This window comes from Lactiplantibacillus nangangensis (genome assembly GCF_005405065.1).
GTDB lineage: Bacteria > Bacillota > Bacilli > Lactobacillales > Lactobacillaceae > Lactiplantibacillus > Lactiplantibacillus nangangensis.
In genome coordinates this window covers 103,126-129,634 of sequence record NZ_BJDI01000010.1, presented here as the reverse complement: position 1 = coordinate 129,634, position 26,509 = coordinate 103,126, and the positions used below count along the sequence as shown (strand labels likewise).

The following is a 26,509-nucleotide window of genomic DNA, read 5'->3' as shown; positions in this document are numbered from 1 at the left end:
GTGCTCCTTTTATAAGGCTTCCGAAATAACGTTGTGGTTTGTAAAGATATCGATGTCGCCAGCAATATTGATCGCGGCTTCAGCAATTTCTTGCGCACTCATGTCTTTAGCGTGCAACTGCATCCCACGCGCAGCCGCGAGCGCAAAGTTACCACCTGAGCCGATTGCTAAAACATCGTTATCTGGACTGATGACTTCACCACTCCCAGAAACCAGTAGCATGTCATCTTTATTCATGACGATCAGTAGAGCTTCCAACTTTTGCAAAGCTTGGTCACTGCGCCATTCTTGGGCTAATTCCACAGCTGAACGTTGTAAATTACCAGAAAACTCGTTAAGTTTCTTTTCAAAGCGTTCTTCAAGATTGAAGGCATCCGCCACGCTCCCGGCAAAGCCAACGACCACCTCGTTGTTATAAATACGGCGAACTTTGTGGGCGGTCCCTTTCATGACGACCTTTTCACCCATTGTGACTTGACCGTCGCCGGCCATGGCATTATGGCCGTTTTGACGAACGGCACAAATCGTAGTTGCTTCAAATTTTACTGTCATATCAAATCTCCTTAGTTATTTCCGCGTGGCACGTGGGAAAAAATTTCGATAATCTTGCTGTAAATGTTCTTTGGTGACATGCGCATAGATCTGCGTTGTCGAGAGGCTCGTATGGCCTAGCAGTTCTTGGACCGTCCGTAGATCGGCCCCGTTGTTCAGCATCTGCGTCGCAAAGGTATGCCGCAACATATGGGGATGAATATCGGCCGTCAGACTGCTTTTTTTCACGATCTGATTTAACACGTATTCAACACCGCCACCGGTGATTGGCGCCCCATGCCGGTTAATAAAGACCGTGTGGTGCGTCTGTTCGTATTTAGCCATCACCGGTGTCCGACAGCTCTCATAATACTGACGCAGTGCATGGGCCGCGTAACGACCAAAGGGGACATACCGTTCCTTGTCACCTTTCCCACGGATCAGCATCATCTTCAAGTCGAAGTCGACATCGGCTAGCTGTAAGTTGACACACTCGCTAAGTCGAATTCCAGTCCCATATAGTACTTCTAAGAGTGCGACATTGCGCGTGCCCATAATCGACTCATCCGCATACACGGTCTTAAACAGCACGTCTAACTCTTTTTGATAAAAGAAACGTGGCAATCGGGCAGCGTGCTTCTTTAACTGAACATACACGAACGGATTACTTTTAGCCAAATCATTCTTGACTAGAAAGTTATAAAATGACCGCAGACTGGATACCTTTCTCGCAATGGAATTACGCGTTAAGTGCCGGTCATACAGTGAGCTTAAGTAAACGTTCACATCTAAGTGGTCAACTTCAGTATACGCTTTGGCACCACCATTCGCCGCTAAAAAATCATGAAAAGCTTGAATATCTTCTTGGTAGGCTTCAGCGGTTTCTTCTGAATATTGGCGCTCGACGCGAATATATTTTAAAAATAAGGCCAAGTCAGTTTCTGCCAATCAAAAAACCTCCATTCGTTGCTACTTTAGCAAAGTCTGGAGGAAAACACAATTATGTTTCTTGTTTATTGGTCAACTTTAGTCAAATTTAAGGCATTGGCTTTAAATTCCACTAATTCTGCTAAAGCCCGTTCGGATAAAGCAGTATTACGTTCACGTTTATCGCGAACCCGTTTGGAAAGTTTGGGCACGATTCCAAAGTTGGCATTCATTGGTTGGAAATTGTTGGCATTTGTATGGGTAATATAATGTGCCATGGCACCCATCATGGTATCTTCAGGGAAGACGACCGGGTCCAAGCCTAACGCTAACCGAGCCGCATTCGTTCCGGCAACGATTCCACTGGCCGCACTTTCAATATAGCCTTCAACCCCGGTCATTTGCCCCGCAAAGAATAAATCAGGCCGTTGCTTAGTTTGATAAGTTGGTTCAAGCAGCTTAGGGGATTTCATAAAGGTATTTCGGTGCATGACCCCGTAGCGCACAAATTCCACATTTTCCAAGCCAGGGATCAACCGGAAAACCCGCTTTTGTTCGCCCCACTTGAGATGCGTCTGGAAACCAACGATGTTATAAAGCTCACCAGATGCATCGTCTTGACGCAATTGGACCACGGCGAACGGTTGGCGACCAGTCTTTGGATCTTCCAATCCAACTGGCTTCAATGGGCCAAATAACATCGTCTGACGGCCCCGTTGTGCCATGACTTCAATCGGCATACAACCTTCAAACACATCGGAATTTTCAAAGTCGTGGGCTTCGGCCATTTCAGCATGAATTAGCGCGTCATAGAAGACGTCAAATTCAGCTTCCGTCATTGGACAATTTAAGTAGGCTGCTTCACCACGATCATAACGTGACTTCAAATAGACTTTGTCTAAGTCAATGGAATCCTTCGTCAAGATTGGGGCCGCCGCATCAAAGAAGTGCAAATCGTCTTCCTCATTGAACGCTTGAATCGATTTGGCTAATGAGGCTGCCGTTAATGGACCAGTCGCCACGACCGTAATCCCATCCGGAATCGTCGTGATTTCTTCATTAATGACTTCTACATTCGGTAAATTCGTAATTTGATCAGTGATTTCTTGTGAAAAAGTGTCCCGATCGACGGCTAAAGCGCCACCAGCTGGAACCGCATGATGTTCGGCCGACTGAATCACGACCGAGTCAAGTTGCCGCATTTCGGCTTTTAACAGCCCAGCGGCATTACTCAACTGATTCGCACGTAGCGAATTGGTACAAACTAACTCTGCAAAACGTTGTGTATGATGCGCCGGGGTCATTTTTGCCGGCCGCATTTCGTAAAGTCGAACATTGACGCCCATGTTGGCAATTTGCCAAGCGGCTTCGGAGCCAGCGAGACCCGCGCCAATCACATTAACTGTTGGTATTGATGCCATCCAGAATTCCTCTTTTCGTTTTAAATCAGTTGTAGTCGTACCCTTGATAGTACTTATCGCCAATCATACCGGAAATCCCGTCATGATACAAATAAAAGCGTTACCATGGCTTAGTTTTTTTAGTATAATCTCATGTTTAGTGTGGCAGCAGTAGTTGGAAAAACAGAATGCCGCTTTCAACCAAGACGATCATTGAAATTAGCACCACGCCTGGAATAAAATACCAGAAAGCTTCGTTAAAATTGACTGAGCCAAACCAAACTTCACCGAGAAATATTAGACACCCCAGTGACAGGACTAACGAAAAAAGCCGTACCTGCTTCGCCGTCTGCGTAAAAAAAGAGCCAATCAAACCGCCTAGCAAAAGGCCAGCCAGGACATAACTCATTAATTGGTTATCGTCTAACTTAACCCCCACGCCATAGCCCGTCGCAAAATACAGTGCCGCGGTCATCATAATTAATTCACTGGCCGCGAGCCCTTGAAAACGTGTCAGCTTTTTCATCATCACTTTCCCTTCAAACTTAAGTGTTAGCTAAAAAAAGAAGCCAGTTCAAAACTGAACTGGTTTCCAATCGCAACTTAACCACCATAATTGGTCAACTTGCTTTTTTGCTGAATCAAATAACGACTCAAGGCTTATTTTTGAACATTTTCTTTATAATCACCATTTGGGCAGAGGACCTGTTTGCCACCCTTGACCTTCTTTTCAACTAAGAAGTGGCCATCCTTCGGGCAATCCCGACCAATTGGCTTATCCCAAGAAACAAAGTCACATTCAGGGAACCGTGAACAACCGTAGAAGACCCGGTTCTTCTTTGATTTCCGTTCAATAACTTGGCCTTGCTTACATTGTGGACAAACGACCCCAATTTCTTTAACGATTGGCTTCGTGTTCCGACAATCAGGGAAGCGTGAGCAAGCATAGAATTTACCGTAACGACCCATTTTAACGACCATCGGCGCCCCACAGATTTCACAATTGAAACCAGCCAGCTCATCTTTGATCTGAATCTTTTCCATACCCGCTTCGGCCTTAGTGACTTCTTTGGAAAACGGCTGGTAGAAACTATCGACGACTTCGACCCAGTTTTCTTTACCTTCTTCGGTCGCATCCAATTGTTCTTCCAACTTAGCGGTAAAGCCAACGTTGACGACATCTGGGAAATACTCCAAGATGATGTCATTAACGATCTCCCCTAATTCTGTCGGGACAAATCGCCGCGCTTCGAGCTTAACGTAATAGCGGCGTTGAATGGTATCCAAGGTTGGCGCATACGTTGAAGGTCGACCCACACCATTTTCTTCCAACGCCTTGATCAAGTTGGCTTCAGAATAACGTGCCGGTGGCTGAGTGAAATGTTGTTGCGGATCAGTCTTGCTTAGCTTGACCACGTCGCCTTCAGCGAGATCTGGTAAAACATTGTTCTTTTCAGTCTTATCATAGATCTTCGTGAAACCGGCAAATTTTGTTTTAGACCCATTGGCCCGGAACTGAACATCATTTTGATCAATCGTGACTGCCATCGTATCGAGAACTTCTGGTGTCATTTGGCTCGCCACAAACCGTGACCAGACTAATTGATACAACCGGAATTGGTCTTTGGACAAGTAGTCTTTGATGCTGGCCGGCGTCCGGAAAACGGAAGATGGGCGAATCGCTTCATGGGCATCTTGCGCGCCTTCAGGCAACTTACCTTTGACAGGCTTCGTTGCCGCATATTCAGCCCCATATTCTTTGTGCAAGAATTGTGACGCTTCGTGCTTAGCAATTGATGAAATCCGCGTTGAGTCGGTCCGCATATACGTGATCAACCCCACACTACCTTCTTTACCACCGACGTTAATGCCTTCGTACAATTGCTGTGCGGCCATCATCGTCTTACGCGTCCGGAAGTTTAACTTTCGGTTCGCATCCTGTTGCATCGTTGACGTGGTGAATGGCGGCGCTGGGAACCGTTTACGTTCTTTCTTAACGACTTTAACGACATTGAAGTCGCCTTGACGATCCAACTGTCCTAAAATCTTTTGAACCGCAGCGTTGTCATCTAACGCCTGCTTCTTACCATGCGTGCCATAAAAGCTGGCCATAAATTTTGACCGGCCTTTTTGGAACTCACTTTCGATCGTCCAATATTCCTTGGGCTTGAAAGCTTTGATCTCGTTCTCACGTTGGATAATCAAATCCAGCGCAATTGATTGAACCCGCCCAGCAGAGAGGCCTTTTTTGACCTTTTTCCACAATAATGGACTGATTGAATAACCGACTAAACGATCCAAGATTCGACGAGCTTGTTGCGCATCGACCAAATCCATATCGATCGAGCGAGGTTCTTTAAACGCATTTTTAACGGTATCTTTCGTAATTTCGTTGAAGACCACGCGATTCTTATCTTTAGGATCTAAGCCTAATAAATAAGATAAGTGCCAGGCAATGGCTTCACCTTCACGGTCCGGGTCAGATGCCAGATAAACGGCTTTAGCCTTTTTGGCCTCTCGTCGCAATCCTTTGATCACATCACCCTTACCACGAATCGAAATATAATGAGGGTCGTAATTATTATCAACATCGACCCCCATTTTACTTTTTGGTAAATCTCTAATATGACCTAAACTGGCCACGACCTTATATGAACGGCCTAAATATTTTTCAATTGTTTTTGCTTTAGATGGCGATTCGACGATCACCAATTTTTTGCCAGTCTGCCGAGTGCGCCGCTTGGTTGCGGTCTTCTTAGCTGGTTTCTTAGCACTGGTTTTACTTGTTGCCGCCTGCTTGGCTTTAGTTGTACTAGCAGCCACTTGATCAGCTCCTTACGCTTTTGATCATGATTATTTGGGGCATTTGCACTTGCAAATCCATGTAATCATATTTCAAAAATTAAGGCTTGTCAAATTTTGGGGTAAATCTCTTCTATTATATGCCGCGAATTTAACACTGGTTTCGCACCAGCAAAAATCAATTGATTACAACCGACCGACATCGGCGCATCGATTGGGCCTGGTACCGCCATCACATTTCGGTTGTTTTGTAGCGCCAAATTCGCCGTAATCAAGCTCCCAGAATGTTCACGGGCTTCGATAACTACGAGTGCCTGACACAACCCGGCAATAATGCGGTTACGTTCTGGAAAGTGATGGCGCGCTGGTGGACTGCCTAAAGGATACTCACTAATTAGTAAGCCGACTTGCCCAACTTGTCGCTGTAACTCGGCATTCACTCGTGGATAAGTCACATCTAACCCGGTGCCGATGACTGCAATCGTCGGCAAATGGTGCTTTAAAGCTTGCTGATGCGCCAGGCCATCCGTTCCTGCGGCCAACCCACTAATAATTGTCACCGGGGTCGCCGCCAAAGGGGCCAGCAATCGTTGCACGACTCTGGCCGCATACGGACTCGCCTGTCGTGCCCCGACCACTGCCAACTGCGGCGTTGCAAGTAATGTTCGTTGCCCTTGTAGAAATAGCACCAACGGCGGATGATAACTCTCCAACAATTGTACGGGATAGTCCGCATCCAAAATCGTCATGATCATTACCGTTTGATGGCGCATCAGGCGTTCATGAAACTGTGAGCTTTGCCAATCGCGGCGAAACTCCCGCGCAGCCCGCGTGGACAATTTGGCCGCTTTGGCAATCTCAGCCGCCTCGGTCAGCACGGTCTGATGACGTCGACAAAAACGCAACACTTTGCCGATACCCACATAACCAATTCCGTGGGCTAAGTGCAACCGAATCAATAAGCTACGTAACTGCATAATTGTCACTCCTTTTAAGTCACAACTACGCAAACGCGCTTATTCTGCGTCTCGCACGGGTGAAAAAGAATGCCGATGGATTGGGGTCACCCCTAATTTTTTCAGCCCAGCTAAATGCTTCGCCGTCCCATAGCCCATATTGTCGGCAAAATCATAACCTGGGTAAACTTGGTCATAGGTTGCCATCAAGTGATCTCGAGCTACTTTGGCGACAATGCTGGCTGCCGAGATACTAGCACTCTTCGCGTCTCCTTTGATCAAACGGGTCTGTGCAATCGGTACAGGAATCTGCATCGCATCCACTAATAGTAAAGTCGGCTTAACCGTCAAATTCTCGACCGCTTGGCGCATTGCCACGCGGGTTGCTTCATAAATATTCAATTGATCAATTTGTTGGGCATCCGCCACCCCTAAACTTACTGCGACGGCTGCCGACAAAATCTTTGGCATCAATTCAGCGCGTTTTTGGGCTGTGAGTTGTTTTGAGTCATTCACTTCAATAAGATCAAAGTCCCGTGGCAAAACGACTGCGGCTGTCACGACCGGCCCAGCTAATGGACCCCGACCAACTTCATCGATACCAGCGACATACTGGCCGCCACGTTGCCAAAAATCACGCTCTAACTGCATATGTTGGTCGAAGCGCGCTTGTAATTTGGCTTGCTTCGCCTGTTGCTTCAAATAACGCTGGTAAACCTGCTGGACCCCTTTGCGCGGATCAGCCTTGGCCGCTTGCAAAACCGCTTCAGTCGGCGCATCCGCCAACAAAGTCTTAAAGGTTGCAACTGTGTACTCAGGCATTGGCAATTTCATCCGTGAGATCTAACGTAAACCGACCAAGACGACCCTTACGAATATCTAACAAGAAGGCGACACAGAACCGTTCCCAGTCATCACGCATGCCCATATTTTTCGTCATCGCGACAAGTAGTTCTGGCTCAGTCAATTCAAGCTGATCAGCGGTGACATGATACCTTTCTATTAAACGTTGCGGATAATATTTTTTGAAAAATGTCAGGGCGTATAGTGCAACATCATCGTTTGGATAAATATTTTCTTTAATGGCACCGGTCACAGCCAATTTAGTCCCAACGATGGGATCATCAAACTTAGGCCAGAGAATCCCGGGCGTATCTAATAATTCCAACTTTTTGGAAGCTTTGAGCCACTGCTGGCTCTTCGTCACGCCGGGCCGGTCACCCACTTGGGCAATCTTTTTATTGACGATATGATTCAACAATGTCGATTTACCGACATTGGGCACGCCCACACAAACGGCCCGAACTGGTCGATTGGTAATGCCACGCGCTTCAATCTTCGCAATCTTATCCGCAAGCATCGTCGTTGCGGTTTCAGTGATTTGCTTGCTCGTATTGCGGTTACGGGAATCAACTGCGATCGCCACTTGACCTTGCGCCTCATAATGAGCGACCCACGCCGCCGTTGTTTGTGGATCTGCCAAGTCTTTTTTCGTCATGATGACCAGTTTAGGCTTATTTTGAATCACCTTTTCAATTGCCGGATTACGAGAAGCTTCTGGAATCCGCGCATCGACCAATTCAAAGACTAAATCGACCAAATGAAGCTTATCCTCCACTTGATGAATCGCCTTAGCCATATGTCCTGGATACCACTGTATAGTTGCCATAGTGCTTTAATTCCTTTCATATCAAGGGTTTCAACACCCTTGTTTTCCTGATTTTTCGTCTAGGGGGCAGTTTGAGGGCAAGTTTACCCTTTTGAAGCCTTGATTGCGCCCCCACAGCCTAATGTCAAAAACAGTTAAGCATCGGGTTAAATTCTCGCCCGCAACTGATCTCTAAATTAGCATTCCCATTTTACCACAGTTCGCGCATCCGCTTCTAATCACGCTAGATATCAAAGGACGCCCAGTTTGACCTGAGCGTCCTTGATTAAATCCTATTTCGACATTAGTTTCAATGCCGCATTGTAAGCATTATCGTTATCACTGATCTTAGTTGCTAATTCAGTTTCCAACTTCGTTAACGTGTCCTTATCAACGGTACCAGTCTGCTTCAGCTTAGCATGTTTCTGATAAGCCTTCACCGCACTTGTCGTCGAGCCACCAAAGTAGCCATTGACGTCATCCTTGAAGTAACCCATGGCTTTCAAGTATTCCTGGAAGGTCTTGATATCATCGTTGACCTTGCCGACCTTCAAATCATCCGGTTTACTGATGACCGTCAAATTAGCATAGCTTGGTTCCGCTGCTTTCACATCTGGTGTCAAGCCCTTCTTGTTGATCCAACTGCCATTTGGTGTTAACCATTTGGCGACCGTGATCTTCATTTCAGTCTTATCACTAAAGCTCGTGACAGTTTGAACGGTCCCTTTACCGTAAGATTGCGAGCCAACAAGTTTAACGCCTGCAGATTGATGCAACGCCGCACTGAAGATTTCAGCGGCCGAAGCACTCCCGCCATCGATCAAGACGGTTGTCGGCTTAGTTTCCTTATAGCCGCCGTCGTATTTCTTGCCGGCGACATACTTTTCAGCCTTCGCATCACGTGTTTGCACTTGCATGATGGTCTTACCGTTCTTCACGAACATTGAGGCCATCTTCAAGGCGGCCGTCATCAAACCACCTGGGTTCCCCCGCATATCGATGATCAACTTCTTGGCACCCTTTTTATCGAGCGCTTTTAGCGCCGTCTTGAACTCTTTAGCCGTATTGGTCGAGAAGGTTGAGACGGTGATATAACCGATTTTCTTATCGCCACCGACTAATTTATAATCAACCGTGGTAACCGGAATCTTGGCCCGCTTCAAGTCAACGGTAAACGTCTTGCCCGCCCGTTCAATTTCCAACGTGACGGTCGTGCCGACTTTCCCACGCATCAAATTAACGGCTTGCGTGAGTGTCTTGCCGGCAATCGACTTGCCATTGACCTTTTTAATAATATCCTTTGGCTTCAAGCCAACTTTTTTCGCTGGCGTATCCGCAATCGGAGAAATGATTTGAATGTAACTACCCGATTTTTGGACTTGCGCCCCGATACCTGAGAAAGAACTGTCGATTGTATCATTCAGGCTCTCAGTTTCGCTTTTATCCATGTATTCGGAGAATTTGTCGCCTAATGAACTGACCATCCCATTGATAGCGCCATTGGCAAGCTTGTTCGAATTCACCGGCTGATAATAGTTTTCACTGATCGTTGCATAGACCGACTCGACCTTCTTCATCGCACTGCTAGTTTGTTGCATGCTAGCTAACTGTTGCGTGACCACGCGACCGATGACCCAATAAGTCCCACCGATTCCGACACCTAACGCCACGATGATCGAAATGATGTACGTCCATAGCCCAACGCGGCGTTTCGGCCGATTTTTTTTACTTTTTAAATGCGGATTGACCTGCTTGTCATCCGTTGTGGTTTGCTTTGGTTCCTCTGGCATGCCAGACTCCTCTTTCCTCACTAAATTGGCTTAGGCTTCACTCGCCAAATAGGCCTGCCAGCTCTCATCAAAAATCGTCATTGATGGTAAATAACCAGCATTTAATTCCAAATACTGTGACACTTCATGAAAATCCGTACTTTGTTTTGGAAATTGCTGGTCAAAAAACGCATTGTTCGCAAATTCGGCCACGCTTTCCGTACTATTTGGATTTCGCTGGGTCATTAAATATTGATAAAACGTTCTGTGCATGAACTCGCCTCACTAATTGACTTTTGGAATATGCATTTCAAAGTTGAACTGGTTGTTCGCCAAGTCCAACTTATCAACACTGTAACGCACATCATTTTTACCGACTAATTTATTCAAATATAAATCAATCGTTTTGTGCTTGGCGCTTAATTTGACCCACTTTGGAATTTTGTAATTATTATTAATGTAATTGATCACAAAACTAATCGGTAAAGCCATCGTGCCCACGGAAAGTTTCGTTGCCTTGAGTGAGATATTCCCATTGCTGATCACGCTCGGTTGCATGGTAATCACAAATGAGACATTCTGACCCAAAACTTGGGTAGTGCCAAGTAGGTAAGCGGCATCACTACGGACCACAAACTTATACTTCAAGTCTTGGCCCTTCTGCAAATCGGTCAAATAGTAAGATGCTAGAGCATTCAACTGTTGCCGATTCATTTTGATGGGGACACTTGCCGCATCATTAGTCTGCGTTGTTGCGACCGTTTCGGCCGTACTTGAAGACCGGAAGACTTGGGTGCCAAAATAGGCGCCACCACCCAAAATCAAAGCCAACAAAATGATGGCGAGCCATTTCCAGAAATTGATTGGGCCTTGTGGCTTTTTAACACTTGTTTTAGGCTGTTTCTCAGCCCGTTTTGCTTCACGCATAAATCGCTCGCCGCTTTCTTATTTTTTGATTAACCAAGCATCATGTGTCAACATCGTTTGGTAAAGCTTCGATGTAAAGACGTGATACCCGCGTTTATTGGGATGGAAATTATCACTATTTGAGATCAAGTCATTATCCTTGGACTTGGCGGTCAACGCCGTCCCCAATTCCTTAGAACTCGTGATCTTCGTCAGATCCGTATTCGTCGACGACTTTTTGAGCTGTGCAAGCTGTGCGGCAGTTTTATATTGACCATGTGACATGACCGTATTGATATCCATAAAATAAGTATGTTGATAACTAGCCAAGGTCGTCGCCGTCTGATTATTCCATTGCGCCACATATTTAGTAATTGCCGTGACATTTGGAAAATTGACATAGATTGGATTATAAATACTAAAAACAAAAATCGGTGCGTTCGGATTCAAGCGCTGCAACTTATCAAATAACGTCGTTAACTTACGGGCGTAAGTATTTTGCGCCTTCGTCACAGTTGCATCGTTCTTGGCGGTATTATTAGACGTAATGGACCCTTCCAGCGTCTGCAACAGGTCATTCCCACCAACAGTCACCGTTAACACATCCGCAGCCGCGATTTTCGCTTGTAACGTTTTTGACTTATTGACGCGAGCCAAAATTTGGTCACTCCGGTCACCGGACTTACCCGCGTTCGTCGTAGTCACTGACAAATGTTGCTTTTTCGTCAGCGTCTGCTTAATTTGGCCAACATAGCCACCTTCCGCCTCGTCGCCAACGCCTTCAGTCAAAGAATCGCCGACTGCAACTAAACTAATTTTAGTTTTGTGAGGGACGGTCTTTTTGGTCGCAACTTTTTTCGTTGAAGTGGCTTTTTTCGTTGGCTTCGTGGTGGTCGTTGCTGGTGCTGGATGGAGGACATGGTTTAGCCCCCAATAGGCCCCACCACCGACGATCACTAGGACGATGACAATTTTAACAACTTCCCATACTTTCCGCATGCAATTCTAGCAACCTTTCTTTAGTTTGTTCACTTAAAATAAGAAAAAGGGGCGCTGCTAACGCGTCCCTTCCTCATTAAGCTGGTGTCTGTGTATGATATTCCACGGCAAAAGCGCCGGGACCACCATGCGTTGCAATAATCGGCACCGTTGGTTGGACGCTCACTTTAAGACTTGGAATTGCGGCTTGCAACCGGGCCTTGTATTCTTCGACCCGTTCCGTCGCCCCCACGTGTGAAATCGCCACTTCGACCACGTTTGGCGTGTTGATGATTTCTTCGATCACTTTATCAAAGAATTTATTGATGGCTTTGACGCCACGACCTTTCATCTTCACGTCTAATGACCCATCATCGACTTCCAAGGCAATTTTGACGTTTAACAACGTACTAATGGCCCCAGTCAGCCGGCTAATGCGGCCACCGGCAACGAGATTATTCAACGTCATCACACCCATGAATAACTTCGTGTGTTTTTGGGTGGCATGAACCATGTCAATGACTGCCGCTTTATCGGCACCACTTTGGGCCAATTTAGCCGCATTTAAAACTTGAAATGCCATGGCGCGGTCAGTCGTACGGGCATCGATCACCGTCACATCCGTCTTCGTGATAGACGCAGCTTGTTCAGCGGTATGGACCGTCCCAGAAATCGCCTCGAGCATGTTAATGCAGACCACGCTCGACCCATCGGCCCCGAGTTTATCAAACGTTTCGATAAACGTCCCTAAGGCTGGTTGGCTCGTCTTTGGTAATGACTTCGCGCTCGCCATCTTCGTGATGAACTCATCGCGAGTAATCGTTTCATCTTCAATATAAATAGTGCCATCGATCATGACGGACAATGGAATCACCGTAATATCGTATGCTTTAATTTCGGCGTCCGTTAAATTAGCCGACGAATCGGTCACAATCTTGATTTTCGTCATACTTTGCCACGCTTTCTTATGCTTGTAACGCCTAAGATCTCGTTACAATAAAATTAATGATTTTAGTATAGCAGAAATAGCGCTTAGTTTCACTGTTACTTCTCGATTTAACGCCGTTGGTAATCCGCAAAACTAAACGAAAACGGCGTCTGCTCATCAGCCGTAACCGTTTGTTCAGCGGTCAGTTGCCACTGATCGTAATCAATCGCCGGCATCCACGTATCGCCTTCAAAGCGATGATTGATCAAGGTACGATACAAGACATCCGCCCGCGGTAAGACTGCAGCAAAGACAGCGGCCCCACCAATGACAAAAATCAACTCGTCTGGTTTTGCGGCAGCCAATGCCCACAGTTCCGCTAGCGAGTGAAATTGTTGTACCCCAGCCGGTAGTGATAACTCTTGATGTGATAACACAATGTTTTGCCGCTGTGGTAGTGGCCGCTTAAAACCGGCAAACGTTTTGCGGCCCATCACGACTGTATGATGACTCGTGAGTGCTTTGAATCGTTTCAGATCAGCGGAGAGGTGCCAAGGCAATTGCCCGTTTGCACCAATCAGGCCAGCTTCATCTTGAGCCCAAATTAAGGCAATCATAGTTGCCTCCTAAATAGCGACCGGTGCTTTGATCGCCGGTGCCGGGTCATAACCCACGAGTTTAATATCGGACATCTCATAATCAAAAATACTGTCATGGTTGCCGCTCAACTGTAACTTTGGTGCCGCTTTAGGCGTCCGTTCTAGTTGGGTCTTTACTTGTTCAACGTGATTCGTATAAATATGAGCATCCCCCAACGTATGAACAAATTCACCCACTTGTAAGCCGGTCTCTTTAGCAATCAAGGCCGTGAGTAAGGCATAACTCGCAATGTTGAATGGCACGCCCAAAAAGACATCACCAGACCGTTGATACAGTTGACAGCTGAGCTTGCCATCCGCCACATAAAATTGAAACAGGGTGTGACAAGGTGGTAACGCCATACTGGGCACATCTTCCGGATTCCATGCGGAGACGATCAGCCGCCGTGAATCAGGCGTCTTTTTGATCATCTCGATCACGTTCGCGATTTGGTCGATAGTCTCGCCACTCCGCGTTTGCCAATGTCGCCACTGGGCACCGTAAACATCACCCAAATTACCAAATTTGGCCGCAAACGTGTCATCCGTTAAGATCTGGTCATCAAATTGTTGCATCGTCGCCTTGTAAATTGGCGCAAAAGCTGTGTCGTCCAAGCGTCGATGCTCAAAGTTAGTCATATCTGGCCCATGGTATTCAGGACTGTTGACCCAATTTTTAAAGGCCCATTCATCCCAAATATGGTTATGGTGCTTTAATAAGAATTGAATATTGGTGTCCCCATGTAAAAACCAGAGTAATTCACTTTTGATCAAGCCAAAGGGCACCTTTTTCGTTGTCAGAATTGGAAACCCATCTGCTAGGTTAAAACGCATTTGGGCCCCGAACAAACTGTAGGTCCCAGTCCCGGTTCGGTCATCCTTGTACGTCCCGTGATCCAAAATATCGCGTGCTAATTGTAAATAAGGGTCTTCTAACATTTGACACTCATCCTCTCGTTAATCGGCATACTGGCTTAAATAGTCCCAACGGTTCATTTTGTCATCAATTTCTTTTTCCGTCGCAGTTAAATCTTTCTGCAGATCTGCCAATTTGCCATAATCACTCGCATTGTCCGCCATGGCCTGTTCCAACTCGCTCTTATGATTGTCGAGGGCTTCGATGACCCCTTCGATTTTGCCATATTCGAGTTGTTCCGCATAGGTCAACTTGACCTTCTTCTTAGGTTCATCAGCCGCTTTTTCGGGGGCTTTTTCGGGGGCTTTTGTGACCACCTTAGCTTGGGCTTCAACCGGCTTAGCCGCCGCTTTCTGATCCTTTAAATAACTTGAGAACCGACCGGCATAACGTTCAATCTGGCCTTGACCATCAAAAATCAACAGCTTCGTCCCAACTTTATCTAAGAAATAACGGTCATGAGAAACCGTAATAACGGTCCCCGCAAAGTTAGACAGATAGTTTTCTAAGACTGTCAGCGTCCCAATATCTAAATCATTGGTCGGTTCATCCAGTAGCAAGACATTCGGCTGTTGCATTAATAATTTCAACAAATATAGCCGCCGTTTTTCACCACCAGAGAGCTTGCGGATCAACGTGCCATGCATGGACCGTGGAAACAGGAACTCTTCCAATAATTCCGTCACTGAGACCCGCTCGCCCTGTTTATTCAAAATATTTTCACCGACTTCTTGTAAATAAGTGATGATCCGCTTATCCCCTGGAATTGGTTCAGTTTGCTGCGTGTAATAGGCCATCTTAACCGTTTCACCGATCGTCACCGTCCCAGAATCCAACGGTAAGCGACCAGCAATCACGTTTAACAGACTCGACTTTCCGGCCCCGTTGATTCCCGTAATCCCAATGCGGTCATTGGCTTGGATCAACATTGAAAAGTCCGTCAAAATAGTCTGATCATCAAAAGTCAAACTCGCATTTTTTAGTTCAATGACCTTTTTACCGAGACGCTGTTGGCCAAGCGAAATGTCGACATCACTATCCACTTGTAACGTATTTAAATTGTCTTTTAAGTCATTGAAGCGGTTAATACGACCTTGTTGCTTAGTACTCCGCGCAGGCGCTCCCGCGCGCATCCAAGCGAGTTCCTGCTTGTATAATTGCTGCTGTTTATGTTCAGCGGTAATATCTCGGGCGACCCGTTCAGCCTTTGCTTGCACGAATGCTTGATAATTCCCGGTATATTTATACAAAGCCCCGAAGGATAATTCAAACATCTGATTAGCCACTTGATCTAGGAAATACCGATCATGGGTCACGACCATCAAAGCACCTTTATAACTTGCTAAATAACTCTCTAACCACTCGATTGAATCGAAATCCAAGTGGTTGGTCGGTTCATCTAACAATAAGAGGTCTGGTGATTGAATTAAAACTTGTGCCAAGCCGACCCGCTTCCGTTGGCCCCCGGACATTGTTTTCACCGTTTGACTGAGATCAGTGATATGCAATTGTGTCAGAATCGTTTTAACGTCACTTTCAGCTGTCCAAGCATCTTCTTGGTTCATTTTAGTTTCGGCATCCATATAGGCTTGTTGCGCCTGAGGGTCTTCTGGATGTTCACCATAAACAGTTAGGGCTTGTTCATAGTGCCGAATCGTCCGAAAGACTTGTTGGCTACCTGCTAATACCGCATCGATCACCGTCAGATTTTCGTCCAGATCTGGTTGTTGTTTCAAATAACCAATTTCATAATTTTTCGGCATCACAAGTTCACCGGCTTCTGGCGTCGTCACCCCAGCTAAAACGTCCAATAAGCTCGTCTTACCAGAACCGTTGACGCCAATCACGCCGATACGATCATGTTCGTTAATAATAAAAGAAATGTCCTTAAATAGTGTTTTCTCACCGTATGTGCGGGTCAGATTTTCTGCTCTTAATGTTTGCATGTTCTTACGATCCACCCTTTTTATACATCATTGCATTCTTGGAAAATGAGGTTTCTATTGCCGCCTACCGGTTGAAGTCTGAAATACTAGCACTAGTTGACAATTATCAAAACCTCAGCGTTTGACTGCACACAAGACCACCTTGGCAACTGAGCGCTTAGCTCAACCAATCAACGACTAAATTTCATTGTGATCAGTGTTAACTGAATAGTAAATACGCTATTTAGCCGAGAGGTTGGGTCCTAAAATGCTCAGCCATGAAATTGGTCTTAGGCTGAGTGTTTTGCTCAGGCTTAGACCAATTTCAGTTTTGAAGACCGCTTTTTGGCTTCAAAATGGCCCATGGCGTTCCAGCGTTTTAGGACCCAACCGGTAGGCGGCAATCAACCACTATCCCAAAATGCATCGTTACGTTCTATCTTAGCTAGAATTCAACGAAAACACAACTCACAACCGCGCAACAGTCAATTTTTTCGTGACAAAAAGGAGCTCAGGTCTACACCCAAACTCCTTAAAAAAATCAGAACTTATTTTTGATCGCCATACACATCTAAAACGGTGTTTTCAGCGTCCACAACTAGATGTAATAAGCCATCCGCTGATAATGAACTGGTTTGATAAACGTTATCCAAACCATCGACATCCTTGGCTTTGAATGGCAAGTAAACTTGTTCACTGCCCCGTTCGTCACCGAACAGAATATCAACTTTTTCAATATCTTGGAAATGTGTGACCCGTTCAAACATCCCACTAGTGACGGATGCTAAATGAGTCGTGTCTGGATCAACGGCATCTGCATCGGGTTCAAATTCAGCCTTGAATGACTTGCAAGGATGAATAATCGTCATCTTACCGCCTTTGATCCGGCCATAACTGGTCGTGACCCGGCTGATCCATAAGTCAGAAATATCTTTATGATTAACGACCCATGTATCACCATTCCGGAAATAAAACTTTAAAGCTTCTAATGCTCTATCCATAAATGATCACCTCATTGAAGAATTAGTTTCACCTCAATCGTAACAGATTAACAGAAAATATCAATCGTTTTCTGTATCCGCTACCATCCTCGCAAAATCAAGCAAAGCACTCGATTCATTTGACACTTTTCCATTGACCACCGCCGTTAATAACTGGGCTAAGACTTGGCCCATCCGTGGCCCCGGTTTAACGACTTGTTGTTTAAGCAAATCGCCACCATTTAAAGCCAACGCATGTTTATCTTGGATTGGCAGCGCCTCATATGCGGCATCAATCGTCGCCTGCGGTTGGCCAAAGCCCACCAGATTAGCGACCGTATTAGCCGTTTTAAGCGCAGCCGCCCCCGCCTTGAATAAAGTCATGGGGGCAAGTTTAGAATCGTGCTGCAAGGCTGTCATCACCTGCCATGCTGCCATGACATGGTCGATTAACTCGTTACTTGTTTTCCAAGCTTTCAATAGTTGCCGAATTGCCGCTTCATTTGGTAAACCCATCAACCAAACTAGCAGCGTCCACGCTTCCTCGACACTAGCTAAGTGCCAAGTTGGCAACGCCATTAACTTAGTCAACATTGGCGCTTGATCCGCCATCTGTGGCATATACCGGTAAAGCGCGCTGGCAACCAACGCTTGTAAGCCACGAACCGGTTGTTGCCCCAACAATAATTTTTCCCATTCAACACGGGTTCGTTCAACCGCGATCTTGGTTAACAATTGTGCGTTATCCGCAATGGCTTGTGCCGTGGCGGGTTCGATCGTAAAACCAAGTTGGCTGGCAAAACGAACCGCACGCATCATCCGCAGCGCATCTTCATGGAAACGGTCTTCAGCGACGCCAACCGCGCGAATCACTCGTGTATCCAAATCAGCTAAGCCATCAAATAAATCAATGACCTCACCGTTTGCCCGCATGGCTAAGGCGTTGATCGTGAAATCACGCCGTTTTAAGTCCTCTTTCAAAGAACGCACAAACGTCACTTGATCTGGCCGGCGAAAGTCTTGATAGCCAGATTCCGTCCGAAACGTCGTGGTTTCATAGCCGTTGCCGTGGTCCAAAATCATGACCGTCCCGTGTTCGATCCCGGTATCGACCGTCCGCTTGAATAAGCTTTTGACCTCTGCTGGAAAGGCACTCGTCGCAATATCAACATCGTGAATCGGTTTGCCTAAAATCGTATCGCGGACACTCCCACCAACAAAGTAAGCTTCGAAACCAGCCGCCTCAATCGTTTCAATGATTGGCTTCGCTTGTTCGAACTCGGTTGGTAATTGCGTCAAAATCATAGTAAATTCTCCAAACCAATGAAGAGTTCATGATACTGGTTGATTTTTTCAACAGCGACTTTGACCCCCGTCATAAAGGAAATCCGGTCATAAGAATCTTGACGAATCGTCAACCCTTCGCCAGGGCCGCCAAACATGACTTCTTCATGAGCCACTAGGCCTGGCAAACGCACTGCATGAATCCGCATGCCTTCATATTCGGCACCGCGGGCACCAGGAATCGTTTCAGTCGCGTTAGGGTTGCCTTGTTCTTTAGGCGCCCGAACTTCCGCAATCTTCTTCGCCGTACTGATGGCGGTCCCACTTGGAGAATCGATCTTATCAGCATGATGCATCTCAATGATTTCAACATCTGGGAAGTATTTAGCAGCTTGTTGGGCGAATTGCATCAACAAGACCGCTGAAATGCCAAAGTTAGGCGCAATCAAACCACCAACTTGCTTGTCTTTAGCTAACTTTTGTAAGTCAGCGACTTGTTCGTCGGTCATCCCGGTCGTCCCAATCACTGGTGAAATACCGTGATTGATCGCAAATTTTGCGTTTTCGTAGACCGCCGTTGGAATCGTGAAGTCGATCCAGACCGTAGCCGTCGTTTTGATGGCATCTAGTTGATGAAATGCTGGCACGTCCTGACCCTTGAAACGATCATCTTCACCCAAATTTGTATCTTTACCACGCGCATCATAAACGCCCACTAAGTCAAAATCCGCATTATCAATTACCATTTGAGCAGCTGTGCTACCCATCCGACCATGATAGCCGGCAACCATTACTTTAACCAAATTTTTTCCTCCTCAAATTTAACCAGCGCCATCATAGCTGAGCATGCTCGGCTATCGCGCGTTAATAATTACTATTATAGTTTAACAGATTAGCACGCATTGGTTAATCCTCAACCTTTTAGCCCTAAAAAAATGGCCCATAATTACTTGTAAACGTAATTACAGCCCAATTTTTCAAATGTGGGAACGATTGTTGCCTTAACATTTAAATTAAGCCATCGATCGTGTCTAAGACCCCATCATGATTATTATCTAATTTAGTTTCATAGTTAGCCATTGCCTTGACCCGTGGAATCGCGTTTCGCATGGCATAACTGTAATCTGCCTCACGCAGCATCTCCAAATCATTGCCATTATCGCCAAATGCGGCGGTCTGACTAGCACTGACATTCCAATGGCGCTGTAGAAATGCCAAGCCGAACGCTTTATCAACATTTGGTGCGATCACATCTAAACCACCGTAACCACTCACCGTTGCCCGTAATTGACCAGCAAAATGGTCATTGATAATGGCCGCATGCCGATCAGCATCACGATCTTGCCAACTAAAGGTGGCCTTGTAAATGTGGTCATCCACCGCCGCCAAATCATCGACAACTGATAAATTACTCAAATAATACTGCATAAGCTTACTATCATCTTGTGGCCGGATATAGGCGCCATTTTTGCCAGATAATGACGCGCTGGCACCAGCCAAAGTAGGCTCAGTCCAAACAAAGTTGAGCAGTGCTTGTAAAACGGCTGGCGTCAATAAGCTCTCGCTCAAAACATGGCCGTGATTGTCGACGACGAGGCCGCCATTTTCGGCTACATAGGTAAGCTCACCTTTGATTCCGTCAAACACGTCAATACAATGCTGTAACTGATTACCGCTAGCAACCGCAAAGTGTTGTCCATTGGCCGTCAGTCGGTCCAATTGTGCTTGAAATCGTGGCCGGTCAAACTGATGATCATCCCGTAAGAAGGTCCCGTCCAAATCCGATGCAATTAATGCTACTTTCAATCCAATGCCCCCAGTTCAGTCTCGTTCTTGTTTCATTTTACCAAACTTGTAAGCATTTTCAATTGTCTAATAGCCTTGATCTTCGAAATCTTCCAACATGGCGACCATCTCACCGTCATCTGGCTCGATCGCCAAATAGTTCCGTAAGGCCGCGACGGTTTGTTCTGGCATACCAGCTTCGCGGAAGAAGTAAATCGCTGGCTTTAAGAAGTCTTCGTTATGCTCAAAGAACGGATAAGCCGCCACGTAGTTGTCCTTGGCCGCTTTGACATGGTCTAAACGATCATTTGAGATTGCCAAGTTCCAGTAGAACTGTGGATCAAATTCATTGCTCTGCAAATATTGATCTAATAGATCGATGTTATCTTGATAACGTTCCTGTTTGACCAACAAGTTGGAAAGTTCCAAAACAGTCGTTAAGTTGTCGGGATCGATACTCAAACCTTCTCGCAAATACTTTTCAGCTAAGTCTTGATCATCTAGTTTTAGAGCGATTCGCGCCGTTTGCAAATAGAGCTTTTCATTGTATTGATCAACAGATAGCCCTTCTTGTAAGGTCATCAATGCGTGATCTAACTCATTGAGTTTTTCTTGGGCTTCCGCCAAATAAGGATAGACGGTCGCATATTGCGAATCTTGTTCCCGTAACTTATTAAACACGTCAATCGCCTTTCGCGGTTCGTCCAACTGTAAATAAGTAAACCCAAGTTCAAATTGACTATCTGGCGTTAACTTAGCTGGCTTGATCTGTTCTAAATAGCCGACCGCTTGTTCAAAGTGGCCAGACTCGGCATAGGACACGCCTAGACGTTCGACCAAATTGACCTTAGAAATTTCCAGCTGGCCTTTCTTGATCAGATCTAAGTAGAAACGCACGGCCTTGGCATAATTTCGAATTAAGAAATAAAATTCAGCCAACGCAAACTCGACCACTGGTTCATCGGGATCGAGCTGATACGCTTCAACTAATTTCTGTTCACTCACTTCAAATAATTCTTGCGTTTGATAGAGGTCCGCTTCAACTAATAAGGCCTGCACGTACGCGGAAGAGTCCGGTTTGACTGCCGATAAATAGCTCAAAGCTAAGTCCGTATCATCCTCATCGATTGCAATATCGGCCAAACTGGTCCGTAAATCATCTTCATCTGGATATTTTGCTAGTAATTTTTTATAGATCCGGGTCGCTTGCTTCAAAAAACCCAACCCGTATAATTCTTCTGCCAAACTGTATAATGTCGCGTCATCGTCTTTGCGTAACGCCCAAGCATAGTGCTTGTTGGCAGTTTCTAGTTGCCCGTTGGATAATGCCGCGAGCATTTTTTCTGAATAAGTCATCGCACCCATCCTTTAGCCATTTTGTCTTGTAACTCGACTTACTATCATAACGCAAACGACAACAAAAAAGCCAGTATAACGGTTGCTATACTGACTTCTAAAGTAAAACTTTACGACGCTTATTTAACTGCATCCTTTAAAGCTTTCCCTGGCTTAAATGCAGGTACTTTGCTTGCAGGAATTTGGATTTCATCGCCAGTTTGTGGGTTACGGCCCTTACGAGCGGCACGTTCACGTACTTCGAAGTTACCAAATCCGATTAATTGAACTTTTTCACCCTTTGCAAGAGTGTCTTGGATTGATGCAAAGACTGCATCAACTGCAGCAGTTGCATCTTTCTTAGTCAAGTTAGTTGCAGCAGCAACGTTGTTAACTAATTCAGCTTTGTTTGCCATGTTTGATTCACCTCCCCTTTACAGAGTGAAGATGTATGTATTTGAGTACGTACATCCAGATGATCATTTTTGAGTGGTCCAAAAATGAGAGAAACGATGACAAGCATCATTTCTTCATCAAAGATAGCATAGGAATGCTGTAATAGCAAGCTTTTTTGGCCTTTTTGCCTAAAAAACGAAAAATAAGTAATAATCGTTTACAACTTTTAGGGCTTATGCTAAAATGCCGGTTTCACGCCATTTTGGCTACTTACGACGGCGTTCGATCATGTGGATCGGTGTCCCAGTGAAATCGAAGGCATTCCGAATCTGATTCTCCAAGAAACGCTCATACGAAAAGTGCATCATATCAGGGTCATTGACGAAGACCACAAAGGTTGGTGGCTGAATCGCCACTTGCGTTGCATAGTAAACTCGCAACCGTTTCCCATTATCACTTGGCGTTGGATTCATCGCGATCGCGTCCATGATCACATCATTTAAGACGGATGACTGGATACGACGTGAGTGGTTCGTATTGACCTTTTGGATCAACGCGGGCAATTGTGCCAAGCGTTGCGTCGTCTTCGCTGAAACGAAGATAATTGGCGCATAGGCAAGGTAGACGAATTGATCACGGATGTAAGCTTCGAACTCTTGCATCGTATGATTATCCTTCTTGACCAAGTCCCACTTATTTACCACGATAATAATCGCTTTCCCAGCTTCGTGAGCGTAACCAGCGACTCGCTTATCTTGTTCACGAATACCTTCTTCACCATTGATGACAAAGAGTGCTACATCACTATTATCAATCGCTTTTAAGGCCCGCATGACCGAGTAACGTTCTGTATTTTCGTAAACTTTACCCTTCTTACGAATCCCCGCAGTATCGACCATGACGAAGCGGTTACCCTCAGCATCGGTAAATTTCGTATCGATGGCATCCCGGGTCGTCCCGGCCACGTCAGAAACGATGACCCGGTCTTCGCCAAGCAAGGCGTTGACAATCGACGATTTACCAACATTGGGCCGACCAATCAAACTAAAGCGAATCGTTCCAGGTTCATCTTCACCGGTTGAGTCTGGAAAGCTCTTGATCACAGCATCGAGCAAGTCCCCAAGCCCTAAACCGTGCGCCCCAGAAATTGGGAACGGATCACCGAAGCCTAATGAATAAAAATCATAGACTTCTGACCGTAATTCTGGATTATCGACTTTATTAACTGCTAAGACCACGGGCTTATCAGAACGATATAAAATTTGGGCCACGTGTTCATCAGCATCGGTCACGCCTTCTTTGGCGCTGACCAAATAAATAATCACATCGGCTTCATCAATCGCGATTTCGGCTTGTTGCGTAATTTGCTTAATAAACGGTGCATCATCGATATCGATCCCACCGGTATCAATTAAACTGAACTGCCGACCTAACCATTCACTGTTGGCATAGATACGGTCCCGAGTAACCCCTGGTGTATCTTCAACAATTGAAATGCGGTCGCCAGCAATCCGATTAAATATCGTGGATTTACCGACGTTTGGTCGCCCTACAATGGCGACAACTGGTTTTGGCATCTAAATTCCTCCCTTACATTAAAAATCATAAAAAAATATCCTTCAAGGCAAGCTTGAAGGGTATTTTTAACTTAACAATGACTAGTTTTCGTCATCATCTTTGCCGGCATTCTTCAATTCGTTACCGATCAAATCACCTAATGTGAAACCAGTTGATTCTTCTGGTGCGTTAGCCGTTGAGCGTTCGCTTGCAGAACGGTTATCACGACGGTTGTTGCGACGGTTATTGTTGCCGCCACGATTGTTATTACTGCTGTTGTTGCTATGATGAGCTTCTTCTTCGCCTTCAACAGCTTGTGGCTTTTCTTCCAAAGCCTTAATTGACAATGCCAACCGCTTTTCGTCTGGACGAACATCCAAGACTTTAACTTTGATTTCTTGACCAACCTTCAAAACATCGTTTGGAGTGGCAATGTGTTGATGTGAAATTTGTGAAATGTGAACTAAACCTTCAACGCCAGGGAAGACTTCAACGAAGGCCCCAAAGCTAGTCAAACGTTTAACTTTCCCATCAAGAACGGCACCTTGTGGCGCTTTTTCTTCAATCCCATCCCAAGGTTCTGGTAAGGTTGCTTTGATTGAAAGTGAGACACGTTCACGATCAGTATCAACAGATAAGATCTTAACTTGAACTTCTTGGCCAACCTTCAAAACATCAGCAGGCTTTTCAACACGTTCGTATGAAATTTCAGAAACGTGAACCAACCCATCAATGCCACCAAGGTCAACAAACGCACCAAAGTTAGTCAAACGAGCCACTTTACCAGTGACAACAGAACCAGCTTCTAAGGTTTGTAAGGCTTCAGCACGTTGTGCTTCGCGAGCCTTTTCAACAACGGCACGGTGTGACAAGATCAAGCGATTTTCGCTAGGTTCAATTTCAATAATCTTAAGTTCAAGTTCTTGGCCTTTGTAAGCACTTAAATCTTCAACGTAATGATCATCGATCATTGAGGCAGGGATGAAGCCACGAACGCCAGCATCAACGACTAAGCCGCCTTTAACTACTTGCGTTACAGGAGCTTTAATCGTATGACCTGCTTCGTATTCTTTTTCTACATCGTCCCAAACTTTGCGAGCTTCTAACCGACGATGTGACAGTAAGTAACTGCCGTTTTCTTTATCGGTACCAATCCGAGAAATGACAACCAAGTCCAGAACGTCACCAACTTTGGCAACTTCATTGACATCTTCAACCCGTTGCGTTGAGAGTTCTTTCAAAGGAACGACCCCTTCAACCCCGGTACCTTGGATCCCAACAATAACTTGCTTGTCGTCGTCAATTGCTAAGACTTCACCCTTAACAACGTCACCGACGTTGACTTCTTCGACACTATTTAAAGCATCTAAAAGTTCTTTTTTCTCATTTTGACTGTTTTCGTTTTCACTCATGCAAATTTCCTCCTGTCAACAATAACTCTAACCTATATCATAGCTGAAAACGCGATGAAAAGCTAGCTAAAAGCACCAACTTGTGCAATTAGATTGCTGAACTTTGTTTTTTTATGATGTTCGCAATGGTCTCAACCACTTCTTCAATCGACATTGGCGTCGTATCGACCAAGACAGCGTCAGCCGCTTGAGTCAGTGGTGAAACTTTACGAGTTGAATCCTTATGATCACGGAGTTCAATTTCCGCTTGCAATTGGGCAAGTGGCGTATTGATCCCTTTCTTAACATTTTCGGTGTAGCGCCGTTTAGCCCGTTCGGCTGCAGAAGCGACTAAGAAAATCTTCACTTCAGCATCTGGCAAAACAGTCGTTCCGATGTCACGACCGTCCATGACGATGCCACCAGCGGCAGCCATCTCACGTTGTTGCTCCGTTAAGATCGACCGAACTTTCGCTAAAGCGGCAATCGTCGAAACATTGTTTGTCACGTCTGGTTGCCGAATCGCCGCGGTAATGTCCTCACCATTGGCAAAAACGAGTTGCTCCGGTTCGCCAGGCTTAAAACTAATCGTCAACGTCTGCATTAACTGGGTTACCGCAGTCTCATCCGTTAACGTCACTTGATGAGTCATCGCCCAATAAGTCACAGCACGATACATGGCACCCGTATCGACATAAATATAGCTAAACTTTTTGGCAACTAACTTAGCGACCGTACTCTTACCAGCCGAAGCAGGTCCATCAATTGCTACTTGTAATGCTTGTTCTGCCATAAAGCTTAAATCCTCACAATTCTAAAAATCGTATTTTTAACGGATACGTAACCGTTGACCAGCTGAAATCGTCGAGGACGATGATAAGCCATTTAACTCCAGTAGTTTATCCACTGAAATACCGGCATTTGTCGCCACTCGATAGACCCCTTGACCCGCGGCTACCGTGACGTATTTTGCACCAGCTTCAGATGAGTCACTGCTGCTACTATCACTACTCGCCGATTCAGAAGAATCCGACGTACTGGATTCAGCCTTACTGCTAGCTTTGGCCGCCGCTTTAGAGCTTGCTAAAGCGAGGCTACTGCTCTTAGCTGCGGCTTTCTTCTTAGCAGCAGCCACTGAAGTGCTGTGTTTATCAGCTGATTTTGAAGATGATTTGGTTGCCGTGCTCGAAGATTTTTTCTTTGAACTGGAACTAGCAACTTGTTCAGTCTGTTGCGGATTATTCAGCGAATTCTTTTTCACCAAAAAATACCCAATTGGTGCCAACGCGAGCAACAAAATTAAAACCACTAAAACCGTGGTTAACGTGGAATTACTGCTATCCTGTTTCCGTTTCTGAGTTCGCGATAAATTGCCTGAATCATCCCGATCGTCTTCAAAAGTTTTATCCCATGGTTTATCTTTTTGGGATTGTTTATCATCATTTTTTTGACTCATA

At 45.6% G+C, this 26,509-nt stretch carries 26 protein-coding genes; all 26 read right to left on the bottom strand.

The window, feature by feature from the left end:
* Positions 1-9: 9 nt before the first annotated feature.
* Positions 10-552, bottom strand: a complete 543-nt coding sequence (gene hslV / locus FFM70_RS09775; protein WP_137616665.1) for an HslVU peptidase proteolytic subunit — start codon at positions 550-552, stop codon at positions 10-12.
* A gap of 15 nt (positions 553-567) precedes the next feature.
* Positions 568-1,479 carry a tyrosine recombinase XerC gene (gene xerC / locus FFM70_RS09770; protein ID WP_171002348.1) on the bottom strand — a complete coding sequence of 304 codons (912 nt, stop codon included), beginning with the start codon at positions 1,477-1,479 and terminating at the stop codon, positions 568-570.
* A 65-nt stretch (positions 1,480-1,544) separates the two neighbouring features.
* Entirely contained in the window at positions 1,545-2,879 is a 1,335-nt protein-coding gene (trmFO, locus tag FFM70_RS09765; protein ID WP_137616664.1) for an FADH(2)-oxidizing methylenetetrahydrofolate--tRNA-(uracil(54)-C(5))-methyltransferase TrmFO, read from the bottom strand.
* 136 nt (positions 2,880-3,015) lie between these two features.
* The gene (locus tag FFM70_RS09760) at positions 3,016-3,387 is read right to left on the bottom strand and encodes a hypothetical protein (protein ID WP_223877472.1); all 372 of its coding nucleotides are present in this window, start codon (positions 3,385-3,387) and stop codon (positions 3,016-3,018) included.
* A gap of 131 nt (positions 3,388-3,518) precedes the next feature.
* Positions 3,519-5,681: a type I DNA topoisomerase gene (gene topA, locus FFM70_RS09755; RefSeq protein WP_137616663.1), complete on the bottom strand. Its 2,163-nt coding sequence runs from the start codon at positions 5,679-5,681 to the stop codon at positions 3,519-3,521.
* An 89-nt stretch (positions 5,682-5,770) separates the two neighbouring features.
* Positions 5,771-6,637, bottom strand: a complete 867-nt coding sequence (gene dprA, locus FFM70_RS09750) for a DNA-processing protein DprA (RefSeq protein ID WP_137616662.1) — start codon at positions 6,635-6,637, stop codon at positions 5,771-5,773.
* Between the two features lie 39 nt (positions 6,638-6,676).
* Positions 6,677-7,438 (bottom strand): ribonuclease HII, encoded by a 762-nt coding sequence (locus tag FFM70_RS09745; RefSeq protein WP_137616661.1) that lies wholly within the window; start codon positions 7,436-7,438, stop codon positions 6,677-6,679.
* Positions 7,431-8,285: a ribosome biogenesis GTPase YlqF gene (gene ylqF, locus FFM70_RS09740; RefSeq protein ID WP_137616660.1), complete on the bottom strand. Its 855-nt coding sequence runs from the start codon at positions 8,283-8,285 to the stop codon at positions 7,431-7,433. Before ylqF ends, FFM70_RS09745 begins: the two co-directional genes overlap by 8 nt.
* 272 nt (positions 8,286-8,557) lie before the next feature.
* Complete coding sequence (locus FFM70_RS09735) at positions 8,558-10,054, bottom strand: S41 family peptidase (protein WP_137616659.1); 1,497 nt, start codon at positions 10,052-10,054, stop codon at positions 8,558-8,560.
* 30 nt (positions 10,055-10,084) lie between these two features.
* On the bottom strand, positions 10,085-10,306 hold the full coding sequence (locus tag FFM70_RS09730) for a YozE family protein (protein ID WP_137616658.1): 222 nt from the start codon (positions 10,304-10,306) through the stop codon (positions 10,085-10,087).
* Positions 10,307-10,318: 12 nt separating this feature from the next.
* Complete coding sequence (locus FFM70_RS09725) at positions 10,319-10,960, bottom strand: YpmS family protein (RefSeq protein ID WP_137616657.1); 642 nt, start codon at positions 10,958-10,960, stop codon at positions 10,319-10,321.
* An 18-nt stretch (positions 10,961-10,978) separates the two neighbouring features.
* Positions 10,979-11,938, bottom strand: coding sequence for an SGNH/GDSL hydrolase family protein (locus FFM70_RS09720; protein WP_137616656.1), 960 nt, complete (start codon positions 11,936-11,938; stop codon positions 10,979-10,981).
* Positions 11,939-12,014: 76 nt separating this feature from the next.
* Positions 12,015-12,866 carry a DegV family protein gene (locus FFM70_RS09715; RefSeq protein WP_137616655.1) on the bottom strand — a complete coding sequence of 284 codons (852 nt, stop codon included), beginning with the start codon at positions 12,864-12,866 and terminating at the stop codon, positions 12,015-12,017.
* Positions 12,867-12,973: 107 nt separating this feature from the next.
* Complete coding sequence (locus tag FFM70_RS09710; RefSeq protein WP_137616654.1) at positions 12,974-13,462, bottom strand: dihydrofolate reductase; 489 nt, start codon at positions 13,460-13,462, stop codon at positions 12,974-12,976.
* 9 nt (positions 13,463-13,471) lie between these two features.
* Positions 13,472-14,422, bottom strand: coding sequence for a thymidylate synthase (locus FFM70_RS09705; RefSeq protein ID WP_137616653.1), 951 nt, complete (start codon positions 14,420-14,422; stop codon positions 13,472-13,474).
* A gap of 18 nt (positions 14,423-14,440) precedes the next feature.
* The gene (locus tag FFM70_RS09700; RefSeq protein ID WP_137616652.1) at positions 14,441-16,345 is read right to left on the bottom strand and encodes an ABC-F family ATP-binding cassette domain-containing protein; all 1,905 of its coding nucleotides are present in this window, start codon (positions 16,343-16,345) and stop codon (positions 14,441-14,443) included.
* 527 nt (positions 16,346-16,872) lie between these two features.
* Entirely contained in the window at positions 16,873-17,325 is a 453-nt protein-coding gene (locus FFM70_RS09695) for a hypothetical protein (protein ID WP_137616651.1), read from the bottom strand.
* A gap of 60 nt (positions 17,326-17,385) precedes the next feature.
* Positions 17,386-18,609: a CCA tRNA nucleotidyltransferase gene (locus FFM70_RS09690; RefSeq protein WP_137616650.1), complete on the bottom strand. Its 1,224-nt coding sequence runs from the start codon at positions 18,607-18,609 to the stop codon at positions 17,386-17,388.
* Positions 18,606-19,391, bottom strand: coding sequence for a 4-hydroxy-tetrahydrodipicolinate reductase (dapB, locus tag FFM70_RS09685; RefSeq protein ID WP_137616649.1), 786 nt, complete (start codon positions 19,389-19,391; stop codon positions 18,606-18,608). The genes FFM70_RS09690 and dapB overlap by 4 nt, the downstream gene beginning before the upstream one ends.
* Positions 19,392-19,596: 205 nt before the next feature.
* Entirely contained in the window at positions 19,597-20,394 is a 798-nt protein-coding gene (locus tag FFM70_RS09680; protein WP_137616648.1) for a Cof-type HAD-IIB family hydrolase, read from the bottom strand.
* Positions 20,395-20,460: 66 nt separating this feature from the next.
* The gene (locus FFM70_RS09675; RefSeq protein WP_137616647.1) at positions 20,461-21,729 is read right to left on the bottom strand and encodes a tetratricopeptide repeat protein; all 1,269 of its coding nucleotides are present in this window, start codon (positions 21,727-21,729) and stop codon (positions 20,461-20,463) included.
* Between the two features lie 119 nt (positions 21,730-21,848).
* The gene (locus FFM70_RS09670) at positions 21,849-22,124 is read right to left on the bottom strand and encodes an HU family DNA-binding protein (protein ID WP_003640587.1); all 276 of its coding nucleotides are present in this window, start codon (positions 22,122-22,124) and stop codon (positions 21,849-21,851) included.
* 246 nt (positions 22,125-22,370) lie between these two features.
* Positions 22,371-23,681, bottom strand: coding sequence for a ribosome biogenesis GTPase Der (der, locus tag FFM70_RS09660; protein WP_137616646.1), 1,311 nt, complete (start codon positions 23,679-23,681; stop codon positions 22,371-22,373).
* Positions 23,682-23,762: 81 nt separating this feature from the next.
* Positions 23,763-25,073 carry a 30S ribosomal protein S1 gene (gene rpsA / locus FFM70_RS09655; RefSeq protein WP_137616645.1) on the bottom strand — a complete coding sequence of 437 codons (1,311 nt, stop codon included), beginning with the start codon at positions 25,071-25,073 and terminating at the stop codon, positions 23,763-23,765.
* Positions 25,074-25,161: 88 nt separating this feature from the next.
* Positions 25,162-25,845 carry a (d)CMP kinase gene (cmk, locus tag FFM70_RS09650; RefSeq protein WP_137616644.1) on the bottom strand — a complete coding sequence of 228 codons (684 nt, stop codon included), beginning with the start codon at positions 25,843-25,845 and terminating at the stop codon, positions 25,162-25,164.
* 36 nt (positions 25,846-25,881) lie between these two features.
* Positions 25,882-26,508, bottom strand: coding sequence for a LysM peptidoglycan-binding domain-containing protein (locus FFM70_RS09645; RefSeq protein WP_137616643.1), 627 nt, complete (start codon positions 26,506-26,508; stop codon positions 25,882-25,884).
* Position 26,509: the final 1 nt, after the last annotated feature.

What these genes read in the sequence shown, in the direction of transcription:
- hslV (WP_137616665.1), bottom strand. Translation starts at nt 552, where the DNA reads ATGACAGTAAAATTTGAAGCAACTACGATTTGTGCCGTTCGTCAAAAC.
- trmFO (WP_137616664.1), bottom strand. Translation starts at nt 2,879, where the DNA reads ATGGCATCAATACCAACAGTTAATGTGATTGGCGCGGGTCTCGCTGGC.
- FFM70_RS09760 (WP_223877472.1), bottom strand. Translation starts at nt 3,387, where the DNA reads ATGATGAAAAAGCTGACACGTTTTCAAGGGCTCGCGGCCAGTGAATTA.
- dprA (WP_137616662.1), bottom strand. Translation starts at nt 6,637, where the DNA reads ATGCAGTTACGTAGCTTATTGATTCGGTTGCACTTAGCCCACGGAATT.
- FFM70_RS09745 (WP_137616661.1), bottom strand. Translation starts at nt 7,438, where the DNA reads ATGCCTGAGTACACAGTTGCAACCTTTAAGACTTTGTTGGCGGATGCG.
- ylqF (WP_137616660.1), bottom strand. Translation starts at nt 8,285, where the DNA reads ATGGCAACTATACAGTGGTATCCAGGACATATGGCTAAGGCGATTCAT.
- FFM70_RS09735 (WP_137616659.1), bottom strand. Translation starts at nt 10,054, where the DNA reads ATGCCAGAGGAACCAAAGCAAACCACAACGGATGACAAGCAGGTCAAT.
- FFM70_RS09730 (WP_137616658.1), bottom strand. Translation starts at nt 10,306, where the DNA reads ATGCACAGAACGTTTTATCAATATTTAATGACCCAGCGAAATCCAAAT.
- FFM70_RS09725 (WP_137616657.1), bottom strand. Translation starts at nt 10,960, where the DNA reads ATGCGTGAAGCAAAACGGGCTGAGAAACAGCCTAAAACAAGTGTTAAA.
- FFM70_RS09720 (WP_137616656.1), bottom strand. Translation starts at nt 11,938, where the DNA reads ATGCGGAAAGTATGGGAAGTTGTTAAAATTGTCATCGTCCTAGTGATC.
- FFM70_RS09715 (WP_137616655.1), bottom strand. Translation starts at nt 12,866, where the DNA reads ATGACGAAAATCAAGATTGTGACCGATTCGTCGGCTAATTTAACGGAC.
- FFM70_RS09710 (WP_137616654.1), bottom strand. Translation starts at nt 13,462, where the DNA reads ATGATTGCCTTAATTTGGGCTCAAGATGAAGCTGGCCTGATTGGTGCA.
- FFM70_RS09705 (WP_137616653.1), bottom strand. Translation starts at nt 14,422, where the DNA reads ATGTTAGAAGACCCTTATTTACAATTAGCACGCGATATTTTGGATCAC.
- FFM70_RS09700 (WP_137616652.1), bottom strand. Translation starts at nt 16,345, where the DNA reads ATGCAAACATTAAGAGCAGAAAATCTGACCCGCACATACGGTGAGAAA.
- FFM70_RS09695 (WP_137616651.1), bottom strand. Translation starts at nt 17,325, where the DNA reads ATGGATAGAGCATTAGAAGCTTTAAAGTTTTATTTCCGGAATGGTGAT.
- FFM70_RS09690 (WP_137616650.1), bottom strand. Translation starts at nt 18,609, where the DNA reads ATGATTTTGACGCAATTACCAACCGAGTTCGAACAAGCGAAGCCAATC.
- FFM70_RS09675 (WP_137616647.1), bottom strand. Translation starts at nt 21,729, where the DNA reads ATGACTTATTCAGAAAAAATGCTCGCGGCATTATCCAACGGGCAACTA.
- FFM70_RS09670 (WP_003640587.1), bottom strand. Translation starts at nt 22,124, where the DNA reads ATGGCAAACAAAGCTGAATTAGTTAACAACGTTGCTGCTGCAACTAAC.
- der (WP_137616646.1), bottom strand. Translation starts at nt 23,681, where the DNA reads ATGCCAAAACCAGTTGTCGCCATTGTAGGGCGACCAAACGTCGGTAAA.
- rpsA (WP_137616645.1), bottom strand. Translation starts at nt 25,073, where the DNA reads ATGAGTGAAAACGAAAACAGTCAAAATGAGAAAAAAGAACTTTTAGAT.
- cmk (WP_137616644.1), bottom strand. Translation starts at nt 25,845, where the DNA reads ATGGCAGAACAAGCATTACAAGTAGCAATTGATGGACCTGCTTCGGCT.
- FFM70_RS09645 (WP_137616643.1), bottom strand. Translation starts at nt 26,508, where the DNA reads ATGAGTCAAAAAAATGATGATAAACAATCCCAAAAAGATAAACCATGG.